Raw genomic sequence first — 12,130 nt, 5'->3', positions numbered from 1 at the left:
TGACGAGTAAGTAAATGACATAACACCAGTGTGCGGTTTATCGCCACTGGTGTTTTTTCCGCTATTCCGCTATTCCGCTATTCCGCTATTCCGCTATTCAAGCATACTGAACATGGAAACTTTTCCCTGATTAATTTCGCTCGGATCACAGCAAAAAAGCAACATATGCCGCATTCTATTAACCAGACAAGATAAACAACCCATTTTGCTGCAATAGGTGCAACATATGTACGAACATTTGAAGAATTTAGGTATTACCAACCCAGAAGAGATTGACCGCTATAGCCTGCGTCAAGAGAGTTACTGCGATATTTTGAAAATCTACTTTCAAAAGGAAAAAGGCGCGTTTTTTGCCAAAAGTGTAAAATTCAAATATCCGCGTCAGCCAAAAACAGTTCCAATTGAGGGTACTGCGCAAGAGTACAAAGAGATCACCGAAATTAACCCCAATTTAGGTCATTTGATTGAAGAGCTGGATCAGATTTGTGCACAAGACAGTGCTGAACTGGATTTGAAGAAGAAGATTTTGTCTGACTTACGTCATTTAGAAAAAGTGGTTTCCCACAAAATTGCTGAAATCGAAGCAGATCTTGAGACCTTGACCAAGCAGCGTTAAACCGTGAAAAATGTCGATTAGCGATGCATTACGCATAGTGCAGATAACAAAAAGCCTCGTGGATCACGAGGCTTTTTTCATGCGATAAAGCGGAGTATTACTCGCCTTTATTTGCCGCTTGTACGTACAGCATCTCAAGAGCCAGCGTTGCCGCTGCCAGAGAAGTCAGCTCTGCGTGATCATAGGCCGGAGCCACTTCAACCACATCCATACCCACGATATTCAGACCTTGCAGACCACGAACAATTTTCAGTGCGCGATCTGAAGTGATACCACCGATAACCGGAGTACCAGTACCTGGAGCGTGTGCCGGATCCAAACAGTCGATATCGAATGTCAGATAAACAGGCATATCACCCACAATAGATTTCACTTGAGCAACGATGTCTTCAACAGTGCGATCATTTACTTGTGGTGCATCAAGTACGGTAAAGCCGTTGTCACGGTCATACTCGGTACGGATACCAATTTGCACTGATTTGGTTGGATCAATCAGGCCTTCTTTTGGTGCAGTATAGAACATAGTACCGTGGTCAAACTCGCAGCCCCATGCATAGGTATCAGTGTGCGCATCAAAATGGATCAGCGCCATTTTACCGAAATGCTTCGCGTGAGCACGCAGCAGTGGCAGAGTCACGAAGTGATCACCACCGAAAGTCAGACAACGCTTACCGGCAGCCAGCAATTTTTCAGTGTGCGCCTGCAGCGTTTCGCTCATGTCGCGTGCATCACCAAAGTTGAACACAACATCACCACAGTCAACGACTTTCAAACGATCACGGAAGTCGAAATTCCATGGGAAACGGTTATGTTCCCATGCTAGGTTGGTAGACACTTGACGCATAGCACCGGCACCGTGGCGTGCACCCGCACGGCCAGAGGTTGCCATATCAAATGGGACACCGGTAATTACCCAATCAGCATCGCTGTCATATGGCATAAAGTTTAATGGCAAACGCAGGAAGCCAAATGCGTTGGAAACCAGAGACATATCTGGTTTATTACCTAAGGTGCTCATAAATACCTCAACTTAAAAAAACAGTGCGCCACGATTTTACGCGGCTGGCGGCGAAGATTTTAATCTGTTGGAAGCTCTGCTTCCAGTGTTAAATCTCTTCTAAGTATGTATAACCGTAAAGACCTGCTTCAAGTTCTGACAAGTATTGCTGTTGTAACAATTCAGGCAGACCGGATGCCTGTACTTGATCACGATAGCGACCCAGCAAGGTTTCAGGATCAAGACGCACATACTCCAGCATTGTGGCTACGGTATCACCGTCACTTGAGGCATACACCTCCACATCACCATTTTCAAACACCTGCACATCCATACTGGCGGTATCGCCAAACAGATTGTGCATGTTGCCCAAAATCTCCTGATACGCACCGACCATAAAAAAGCCCAGTAATGGCGGATTTTCCGGATCATATTCCGGCATCGGCATCGTGGTCTCTACCCCATCACCGTCAATATACTGATCAATTTCACCGTCAGAGTCACAAGTGATATCCAGCAGTACAGCGCGGCGGGTTGGTGCTTCATTTAGATGCTCAAGTGGCAACACAGGGAACAGTTGATCAATGCCCCACGAGTCTGGCATTGACTGGAACAGAGAGAAGTTCACGTACAGTTTATCGGCCAGACGCTCTTGCAGCTCATCAATAACAGGGCGATGAGCACGGTTGGTTGTGCTCAATAAGCTATTGATTTTAATGCACAGTGCTAGATGTAGCTGCTCAGCATAAGCGCGCTGAGACAGGTTCAACACCCCCACCGAGTATTGAGTATGCACATCAGACAGATCAAACTGACTTTCATGCAACCACGCCCGCAATGAACGCTTATCTAATGACTGACACAGCTCTTGCCACGTTTCCCACATGCTGTGCAACACCCGTGGTGCATCAGCCGCCGGCGCTTGTGGTTCTGATGGCTCATGACGCTCAAGGCCGATAACATTCGAGACCAGAACCGCATGGTGTGCGGTTGTTGCACGGCCAGATTCAGTAATAATCAGCGGGTGTGGCAGATTATTTTGTCGGCACGCTTCACCAATGCCCCAAACAACAGTACTGGCATACTCATTCAGGCCATAGTTTACCGAGCAATCTGACTGAGTGCGGGTACCTTCATAGTCAACACCCAAACCACCGCCAACGTCAAAACACTCAATGTTAACGCCCAGCTTGTGCAACTCAACATAGAAGCGCGCACTTTCGCGTACACCCGTGGCAACATCACGAATATTGCCAAGCTGTGATCCTAAGTGGAAGTGCAAAAGCTGTAAGCTTTCAATACTGTTTGCTGCACGCAGCATCTCAACCAAACGCAATACCTGTTCGGCTGACAGGCCAAATTTCGATTTCTCGCCGCCCGATGACTGCCACTTGCCTGAGCCTTGTGAAGCCAAACGTGCACGCACGCCCAAACGTGGGATCACATCCAGCTTTTTCGCCTCTTCCAGCACCAGCTGAATTTCAGAGAGCTTCTCTATCACCAGATAGACTTTGTGTCCGAGCTTTTCGCCGATCAGTGCGGTACGCACATACTCACGGTCTTTGTAGCCATTACAGACAATAATGCTGCGGGTTAAACCAGCATGGCCCAAAACGGCCATTAATTCAGCTTTTGAACCCGCTTCAAGCCCGAGTGGTTCACCCGCACTGACCAGTGATTCGATCACTCGGCGATGCTGGTTTACCTTAATCGGGTAAACCAGCATATAGTTATTTTCATAGCCAAAATCGCTGCGTGCACGCTTAAATGCCGCGTTGATAGAGCGCAAACGGTGCTGCAATATTTGCGGGAAGCAAAACAGTGTTGGCATCTGCTGCCCTTCGTTTTGCAGCTCGCGTACCAGATCGGCCAAATCAACCCGTGCCTGTGGCACATCCGGATTTGGACACACAGTAACATGCCCCAGTTCATTGACATCAAAATACCCACCGCCCCAATGAGCAACGTTATACGTGCGTAGAGCTTTAACGGCTGTACGGTTCGGCATCGTATTTTCCTTTATCTGGTGTGAAGTGACATTGTGGCTCACCGTAGTGGCGTGCTCGACCAAAATATCTGTCATTGCTTTCTAACCCTTGCATGACAGTTTAACGGCATCCAGCACATACTGCTGAAAATTCAGGCAGCGCTGGGTTGGAGTCACGGGGAAATCCCCCCGCGGGGTTTGAAATCATCACCAATATCTGAATTCTGCACGTAATACGTCGCACATCTGCATAAAACAGCATGTGTGGCATTAATGACAATCAATACAGATCAAATGAAAAAAGATCACTACGCAGCGTATCGCTTTTGTGATTTTTCCAGCGGCCATACTACGGGCTGCTGCGTGCGCAGGATGAAAGCGATAAGAGAAGAAAAGAGAGTTCGCAGAGGAGTTCGGGTGTGAATAAGCACAAGGGGCGATAAAGAACAGAACAAGAACCCAGTACGCCGCATAAAAGAAGCAACGTTGCGTGATAAATCAGGCAATAGCCAAGATGAGTGCATGTTCACGATCTCCATTCATCCTTGAGTGCTTCTGTATAACCACAGGTCCCAAGGGGTAAAACCACCTCTTGCTTACGCATTTGGTTAATAAAATAAACGCAGTACTATTTAGCGTAGAACCGCTGCCTGCCTTATACCATGCCATATCTGTACGCGTAATAAAATCGGTCAGAATGCGCCGCGATTTATACCGAGATCTGCGTCTAAATGCAAAGCGAAATTTTGCTAGAAATGCCGCTGTAATCACAAGAAACGATTTGCAAAAAAATTTGCTAGCAATACCGTCGGGGGGAATTTAGAATAGCCATCCAGATGTGGATACATCCACAAGAGACTGCTTGTGGATATGTCTACACATGACAACGGGCAACTTTTTTTACTTTTTTGATTTTTCGGAGCTTGGCATCTTATGACAAGACACCTGTTTACCTCGGAATCCGTTTCCGAAGGGCATCCTGATAAAATTGCTGACCAGATTTCTGACGCCGTACTGGACGCCATTCTGAAGCAAGATCCTAAAGCACGCGTGGCTTGTGAAACCTACGTTAAAACCGGCATGGTACTGATTGGCGGTGAGATCACCACCACAGCATGGGTTGATGTAGAAGAGCTAGCACGTAAAACGGTATGCGATATCGGTTATACCAGCTCACAAATGGGTTTTGATGCAAACTCTTGTGCTGTGTTAAGTGCAATCGGTAAGCAATCTCCTGATATTAATCAAGGGGTTGACCGTTTAGATCCGCTAGAGCAAGGCGCAGGCGACCAAGGTCTGATGTTTGGTTATGCCAGCAATGAAACTGATGTGCTGATGCCTGCCCCTATCACTTACGCACACCGTTTAATGGAGCGTCAGGCTCAGGTGCGTAAAGACGGAACTCTGCCGTGGCTACGCCCTGATGCAAAGAGCCAAGTGACCTTCAAGTATGAAGATAACAAGGTTGTCGGCATTGATGCGGTGGTATTGTCAACACAGCACAGCGAGTCTATCGGCCACAAAGAGCTGCAAGAAGCGGTGATGGAAACCATCATCAAGCCAGTACTGCCTGCCGAGTGGTTGTCAAAAGAGACCAAATACTTCATCAACCCAACGGGCCGTTTTGTTATCGGCGGACCAATGGGCGATTGCGGTCTGACTGGCCGTAAAATTATTGTAGATACCTACGGTGGTGCAGCACGTCACGGTGGCGGCGCATTCTCAGGTAAAGATCCGTCAAAAGTTGACCGTTCTGCCGCTTACGCTGCACGCTATGTTGCTAAAAACATCGTTGCTGCGGGCTTGGCTGATCGCTGTGAAATTCAGGTTTCTTATGCTATCGGTGTGGCTGAACCCACTTCCATCATGGTGGAAACCTTCGGCACAGCAAAAGTGGCTGAAGAGCTGCTGATTACGCTGGTCCGTGAGTTCTTTGATCTGCGCCCATATGGTCTGATCAAGATGCTGGATCTTATCCAGCCAATCTACCAGAAAACCGCAGCATACGGCCACTTTGGTCGTGAAGAGTTCCCGTGGGAAGCAACAGACAAAGCCGATGCGCTGCGTGAAGCCGCGGGTCTGAAATAAGTCAGACAGTGGTCATTCCTACAGTGCTGTGATAGGCTTTTTGCCGTTACTGCGTTAACACTCTCGAAACCGGGTCATGTGCCCGGTTTTTTATTATCTGTCTGATTTGATACGTAGCGATTGCCATGACTGCCCGCACTTTTGCCGTTCCCATAGCGCTGCAGCAGCAGGTTTTACAACGGTTGCAAAGCTGTATTGCACTGGCCGAACAGCAATTGCATTATGCTATTCCAATGCCTGTGCTCAATTATCGTCAGCGCGGAATGACAGCAGGCAGTGCACATTTGCAGCAATGGGAAATTAGGCTCAATCCGGTGTTATTGACCGAAAATGGGCAGACCTTTATTGATGAAGTGATCCCACATGAAGTTGCTCATTTGCTGGTGCATTTGCATTTTATTCAGCGCAATGTAGGGCAAGAGCGTACCCCTACAAATACCCGTTGCCGAACCAGAGTCTCCCCACACGGACAAGAGTGGCGCTGGATGATGCAAACCATTTTAGGGCAACCGGCAAAACGCACGCACAGCTTTAACGTCAGCTCGCTACGCGGAGCTACATTCCCTTATCAATGCAGTTGTCAGCAACATGCGCTGACGGTACGCCGTCATAACCGTATTTTGCGGCAGCAAACACAATACCGTTGCGTACACTGTGGTGAAATTTTAACGCCACTTGCCTGACTATCAGCTACGATCAATATCAGGTTCTACCCAAAACAATAAGACACAGGTTTATGATTATGCTGCGTCACATCGTAGGTTACTCTCTTTTTGCTCTTCCTATTCTGATCTCACCTGCACAGGCGGCAACCACTGCGCCACAGACATTTCGTCAGGCCAAAGTGGTCGCGGCAGAGATTGCGCGTGAACACCCGTACACATTTTATTGCGATGCCCCTATCCGCTGGCAGGGAAAAAAAATGGTGCCAGATCTGAATGCTATTGGCTATCAGGTGCGCAAAAATGAGAACCGAGCCAACCGTATTGAGTGGGAGCACGTTGTTCCAGCTTGGGAGTTTGGCCATCAACTGCAATGCTGGCAAGACGGCGGGCGTAAAGCGTGTGAAAGTGATACCCGTTTTAGAAAAATGGAGTCAGACCTGCATAACTTGCAGCCATCAATTGGTGAGCTAAATGGTGATCGCAGTAATTTCCAGTATTCGCAATGGAATGGTGGAGAAGGCCAGTATGGTCAATGTGATATGAAGGTTGATTTTAAAGCCAAGCAAGCAGAGCCGCCAGTTAGAGCGCGTGGTGCGATCGCTCGAACCTATTTCTATATGCGTGATCAGTACGATCTGCGTCTATCCCGCCAGCAAACCCAACTGATGACCGCATGGGATAAAACCTATCCAGTTACTGATTGGGAGTGCAAACGCGATAATCTGATTGCGAAAAAACAGGGCAACCACAATGAGTATGTTCAAAAAGCGTGTCTGCAAGCCGGTAAAGGCCAGAACTAAACGCGAAACAGAATAGACTTAACTTAAACGTACTGACTTAAATGTACTGAATAGTGCTGAAAATGAGCCATTCATCGTTAACATGAATGGCTCAATAAACTGATTTACCCAGTTACCGCAATTTTAGCACTCCACTGCTGACCACTGGCCATCAGTAACGGCAGTTGTGCTAACTTCTCCTGCCATTTTGACTGTTTATCCTGAGGTAAACGGCCATATAACGCCAAGATAATATCGGTACGGCGTTCAAGTTTTGCAATTTGACGGCTGATATCCCGTGCATTCGGTTGCAACAACCAGTGCCGCCACTCCTGATGCCACGCAAGGAAGTGGTTCTTTAAACGGGTTTCAGTGTCATCAGGCAGCAGAATATGCTGCACCAGTGGAAACAGTAATGACACCCCCAAACACGCCCAGCACATCACAAAAAAGCGCTGAACATACAGCTCACTTGGGATGTAGTTATTACTGCCGGAGTTGATCATTACCGACATCAGTGACCCCACCACCGCCAACAACCGGTTAGTGCCATGCAGCAACCATGCAAGAGGCAAATACACCACTATAAGCATAATAATCAAGCCGCTATCTGTGCCGACACGTGGCATCACCAGTACAAAAATCGGGAATAGCACCACACTACCGATAAACAGCGGCAGCAAAAATAACCGCGCCGGTACTTTTTCTGCATACTGTGACATCAGCAGTGAAACGCAGCCCAGCAGCACCACCAGATTCCCGCCTGGCCAGCCGGTATAACGCCAGATAATCAGGCTCAAGGCACACACCAACCCAACAGCAAATGCGCTAAGGAGTGGCGAATCAACCCCCGCTTTTAACAAACGATTTTGCCATTGCCAGCGCAGTAGACTTTTCGAGCAGCCCTGACCGGAAACCAGTTGTTTAGCATCTTGCTGCATTAAATCGAGCAGTGAACCGGCCCTGAACGGATACGGAGCGACCGGTAACGGCTGTTCATCATGCAGCGCCTGAATCAGTGCTGATACCCATGCCAGCTCGCCGGATGCCGGCACCGGATATTTTATCCGCCATGCATAGAGATGACGTGCCAGTTGCTCAACCCCGTATAACGTGCCGATTGCCCGTTTTTGTGGATCGTGCAGCACACGATAATCGCCATAATTGCGTGATAACCGAAAACGTAAAGCACGCAGATCACCGAGCAGCGCGAAAAAGTATTTTGACACTTGTGCAGGCGGTTCATTTAGCCACTGCTGCAGTGAGTGAAGCAGCGCCTTTTGCTGCGCCTGATGGCTGCTGCCAACCTCCAGCGGCCACAGTACGTGGAATACATAGATAGTTGTCGCACCGATAAACACACAGCCGATACGATCCATCATCACACTGAAAGAGCTTTCCGGATCTAAAATCGCGTAACTGATCATGATCAGAAAACCGACCATCACCCAGCGCCAAAAGTCCTGCCATGCAAAGTGGACCAAACTGGCATACGCCAACACAATAATACTGAAGCTACAAACCGCAATAAGCAGCACGGGCTCTTGAATAAAATTCCAGACTGTAAAAAAGCCCCACACCACACCTAAAACAGTACCGGCAATACGCTGCCACCAACGCATTTGCGCTTCACCCACCGTACCGGCTTCCACCATAAGTACACTGGTGGGTGCCCATAACGGGTTGTGCATGCCTAACCCCATCGCCAAAAATAGGCTTAGGATCAAAGCCAGTGTCAGGCGCAGTGATCGCCAAAAACGGTGTCGGTTCATCACTTATTGCTCAGCTTTCAAATTCACCGTGGCAGTCAGGCCCGGTAAAATCTGTAACTCTTCCGGCCGCTGATCAAAGACCACTTTAACCGGTATATTCTGCGCCAAACGTACCCAGTCAAACACTTTAGGCAGATTCGGGATCAGGCTATTTGCACTGCCCATATCCTGCGGATTGAGTGCTCGGCCAATACTGTCTACATGCCCCGGAATAGCGCGGTTTCCGTAAGCCATCAGGGTGATATCAGCCTTCATGCCGGGTTTGATTTTCGCCAGATCAGTTTCAGAAAATGCCCCTTCAACCCACATATGCTCGGCATCAACTTGTGCAATAACCGGTTTCCCCGCCTGCGCAAAGTCACCTGCGTGAATATTCACAGATGATACAAACCCATCGGCAACGGCATACAAACTGGTACGATCCAAATCGAGTTGTGCTTTTGCCAGTGCCACACGCGCAGCTTGCAATAAGGTGTTATTTTTACCCACGATACCCAGTTGAGCCTGTGCTTGAGCTTGTTTACTGCGAGCAGCTTGTAAATCAGACAGGGCGATATTGACATCACGCTGGGCTTGGTCGTAACTGCTTTGTGACAGTGTTTTTTGCTGCCACAAACGCTGAACCCGCGATAAATCTTTTTGTGCATATTGATAACGGGTTTGCGCCGCTTCTACACTGGCCCGCGCGTTATTCACCCCTTCCTGAAGCTGCTGAACTTGCTGTTGTGCACTGGCCAGATCAACCTGCGCTTTATCCACCGCTAACTGATATGGGCGCGAGTCAATACGCAGCAGTAACTGCCCTTTGGTGATCGGCTGGTTATCAGTTACCGCCACCTCAACAATCGCACCATTTACTTCTGGTGCTAATGAGACAATATTGGCACGGACAACCGCATGACGGGTCTGTGGTGAGCTAGTGTGGTACTTATAAGCCCCCACGATCACCAGCAGCGCAACCGCAATAACCCCGAACGAAACAAAAACCTTACGGCGACGGATATCTACAGACATAATCACTTCTTATATTATTCGTTGAATGAGACTCACCTGCGGATCAGGCTTATTGATACAGTAAACTGAACAGCGCCAGCAGCGCACAACCGCTGATCCAGAGCACTAAGCGGGGATGCCACACATGGCGTAACCACTGGCGGCGTGAAATAACGCGAATCAACAAAGACATAGTGATAAATGCCAGTAAACCCAGCACTACCAAGCGTGGAATATAGATGTCAAAAAACACCACATCATGAGCAAGAAACGTATCAGAGAGAAACAGACTCATAGGGGATCACTTGTACTCGTTAACTCATGTTCGATACCGGTTAATACCCGCCGTAACTGTTTCACTACAGCACCAAAATGGGCCGTTTCAAAATCAGTTAAGCCACGATCAACCCGTTGTAAATACAATGGTAATTCAGTTGCCATAAACGCATGCCCAACAGGTGTCAGGTGCACATAAACAGAACGGCGATCATCAGGATTCACTTGCCGCTCAATCATGCCCTGCCCCTCTAAAATACCCAGCTGCTTGGTGATAGATGCACGCGCTACCCCCAGAATTTCAGCTAAATCACTCGGTAAAAGCGCATGATCCGGCGTAACAAACAGTACGCGCAGGATATAAAAACGCCCCGCCTGCTGACCCGACAGCTCTGCTATCTTTACTAAGCCTAGACGTAATTTGTCGATCTCTTCAAAAAAATCTATTGATAAGCGGATACGCTCTAGATCCAGTGTCGGAAGGTGTTTCTCACAATAATTTAATGTTAAACGATGTTGTGTTGTCACGCGCTCACCTCACAATAAGCCCTTTGCAGATACACGTTATAGTATGCCGCAATATTGGCCTGATGATGCCCAATGCAACAAAGCTCACACAGCTTGTTGGTTTTGATTATAGTTAGCCAGCTAACTAACAGCAAGACCTAGATCACATAAAAACAAGTTTTGATACAAAGCAGCAGCGCCCCGAGAGGCATGTTAAGATGACCAGATAATTGACTACTACATATCACTAGTGACCTATGCGCATACCACGTATTTATCACCCTCATCATATAGAGATCGGGCAAACTGTCGCACTGTCAGACGATGCCGCCAACCATGTCGGACGCGTACTGCGCATGCGAGTTGGCGATCAACTCGCGCTGTTTGATGGCAGCAATCAGGTGTTCAGTGCCAGCATCACCGAAAACAGCAAAAAACAGGTGCAGGTGAATATCACCGACCAACAGGCTGATGATCGCGAATCCCCTTTGCAACTGCACCTTGGACAGGTGATTTCACGCGGTGAAAAAATGGAGTTCACCATTCAAAAATCGGTCGAGCTAGGTGTGAACGTGATCACGCCGCTGATTTCTGAGCGCTGCGGCGTTAAACTCGATGCCGAACGGATGGAGAAAAAAATCCAGCAGTGGCAAAAAATTGCGATTGCTGCCTGTGAACAGTGCGGACGTAATACCCTACCGCTGATTCGCCCACTGATGAAACTTGAACAGTGGTGTGCCGAAGAAGATGGCAGCTTAAAGCTAAATTTACACCCGCGCGCACGCTACAGTATTAATACACTGCCTGCGCTGCCGCCTGCCGGTGTACGTTTGCTGATTGGCCCCGAAGGTGGGTTATCGGCAGAAGAGATAGGCATGACAGAGACCTATCATTTTACCGAAACGCTGCTCGGCCCACGGGTATTACGCACAGAAACTGCGGCGCTTACTGCGATTACCGCACTACAAGTTCGCTTTGGCGACCTCGGTTAAGTTAAGGAGTACATATGATTAAGTTGGGTATCGTGATGGACCCGATTGCGGACATCAACATCAAAAAAGACTCTAGCTTTGCGATGCTGCAAGAAGCACAAGCACGCGGTTATCAGCTGCACTATATGGAAATGGCCGACCTCTATTTAGAGAGCGGCGAAGCCAAAGCCCGCACCCGCACGCTGACCGTACAAAACGATAAACAGCACTGGTATGATTTTGGAACTGAGCAACAGATCTCTCTGGGCGATCTTGATGTTATTTTGATGCGTAAAGACCCGCCGTTTGATACCGAATACATCTACGCCACCTATATTCTCGAACGCGCCGAAGAGACAGGTACGCTGATTGTCAATAAGCCACAAAGCCTGCGTGATTGTAACGAAAAACTGTTCACCGCCTGGTTTCCTGAACTCACGCCGACCACGCTGGTTAGCCGCAGCGCTGACATGATCCGC

Annotated in this window: 11 protein-coding genes and 1 pseudogene; 6 read left to right on the top strand and 6 right to left on the bottom strand. The window is 48.4% G+C overall.

What is annotated here, in order from left to right; translation table 11 throughout:
• Positions 1-226: 226 nt before the first annotated feature.
• Positions 227-616 (top strand): DUF3461 family protein, encoded by a 390-nt coding sequence (locus ACRC27_RS04695; protein WP_438622740.1) that lies wholly within the window; start codon positions 227-229, stop codon positions 614-616.
• Positions 617-713: 97 nt separating this feature from the next.
• On the opposite strand, the gene speB is transcribed toward ACRC27_RS04695, so the two are convergent.
• Positions 714-1,634, bottom strand: a complete 921-nt coding sequence (speB, locus tag ACRC27_RS04690; protein ID WP_438622377.1) for an agmatinase — start codon at positions 1,632-1,634, stop codon at positions 714-716.
• Between the two features lie 88 nt (positions 1,635-1,722).
• Positions 1,723-3,696: a biosynthetic arginine decarboxylase gene (gene speA, locus ACRC27_RS04685; RefSeq protein WP_438622378.1), complete on the bottom strand. Its 1,974-nt coding sequence runs from the start codon at positions 3,694-3,696 to the stop codon at positions 1,723-1,725.
• An 837-nt stretch (positions 3,697-4,533) separates the two neighbouring features.
• Here speA and metK point away from each other — a divergent pair.
• The 3 genes from metK to endA all read left to right on the top strand — a co-directional run bounded on the left by metK (position 4,534) and on the right by endA (position 7,153).
• Positions 4,534-5,688, top strand: a complete 1,155-nt coding sequence (gene metK, locus ACRC27_RS04680; protein ID WP_438622379.1) for a methionine adenosyltransferase — start codon at positions 4,534-4,536, stop codon at positions 5,686-5,688.
• A gap of 125 nt (positions 5,689-5,813) precedes the next feature.
• The gene (locus ACRC27_RS04675) at positions 5,814-6,371 is read left to right on the top strand and encodes a SprT family zinc-dependent metalloprotease (protein WP_438639301.1); all 558 of its coding nucleotides are present in this window, start codon (positions 5,814-5,816) and stop codon (positions 6,369-6,371) included.
• A 53-nt stretch (positions 6,372-6,424) separates the two neighbouring features.
• Complete coding sequence (gene endA, locus ACRC27_RS04670; RefSeq protein WP_438639300.1) at positions 6,425-7,153, top strand: deoxyribonuclease I; 729 nt, start codon at positions 6,425-6,427, stop codon at positions 7,151-7,153.
• A 104-nt stretch (positions 7,154-7,257) separates the two neighbouring features.
• Here endA and ACRC27_RS04665 read toward each other — a convergent pair whose 3' ends face one another.
• Genes ACRC27_RS04665 through ACRC27_RS04650 form a run of 4 tightly spaced genes read right to left on the bottom strand, consistent with a single transcriptional unit; the run spans position 7,258 to position 10,701 of the window.
• The gene (locus ACRC27_RS04665; RefSeq protein WP_438622382.1) at positions 7,258-8,904 is read right to left on the bottom strand and encodes an FUSC family protein; all 1,647 of its coding nucleotides are present in this window, start codon (positions 8,902-8,904) and stop codon (positions 7,258-7,260) included.
• A gap of 3 nt (positions 8,905-8,907) precedes the next feature.
• Positions 8,908-9,918, bottom strand: coding sequence for an HlyD family secretion protein (locus ACRC27_RS04660; protein WP_438622383.1), 1,011 nt, complete (start codon positions 9,916-9,918; stop codon positions 8,908-8,910).
• Positions 9,919-9,967: 49 nt separating this feature from the next.
• Positions 9,968-10,192, bottom strand: a complete 225-nt coding sequence (locus ACRC27_RS04655) for a DUF1656 domain-containing protein (protein ID WP_438639299.1) — start codon at positions 10,190-10,192, stop codon at positions 9,968-9,970.
• Positions 10,189-10,701 carry a MarR family winged helix-turn-helix transcriptional regulator gene (locus ACRC27_RS04650; RefSeq protein WP_438622385.1) on the bottom strand — a complete coding sequence of 171 codons (513 nt, stop codon included), beginning with the start codon at positions 10,699-10,701 and terminating at the stop codon, positions 10,189-10,191. Before ACRC27_RS04650 ends, ACRC27_RS04655 begins: the two co-directional genes overlap by 4 nt.
• Positions 10,702-10,937: 236 nt before the next feature.
• Between ACRC27_RS04650 and rsmE the strand changes: the two genes are divergently transcribed.
• Together rsmE and ACRC27_RS04640 are read left to right on the top strand one after the other, a co-directional pair.
• Positions 10,938-11,672: a 16S rRNA (uracil(1498)-N(3))-methyltransferase gene (rsmE, locus tag ACRC27_RS04645; RefSeq protein ID WP_438622386.1), complete on the top strand. Its 735-nt coding sequence runs from the start codon at positions 10,938-10,940 to the stop codon at positions 11,670-11,672.
• Positions 11,673-11,686: 14 nt separating this feature from the next.
• A pseudogene (locus ACRC27_RS04640) lies at positions 11,687-12,130 on the top strand (glutathione synthase); the annotation flags it as partial.

This window comes from Plesiomonas sp., assembly GCF_051650925.1.
Lineage (GTDB): Bacteria > Pseudomonadota > Gammaproteobacteria > Enterobacterales > CAMTGL01 > Plesiomonas.
The sequence above is the reverse complement of the archived record's forward strand: the minus strand, read 5'-3'. Positions and strand labels throughout refer to the sequence as shown.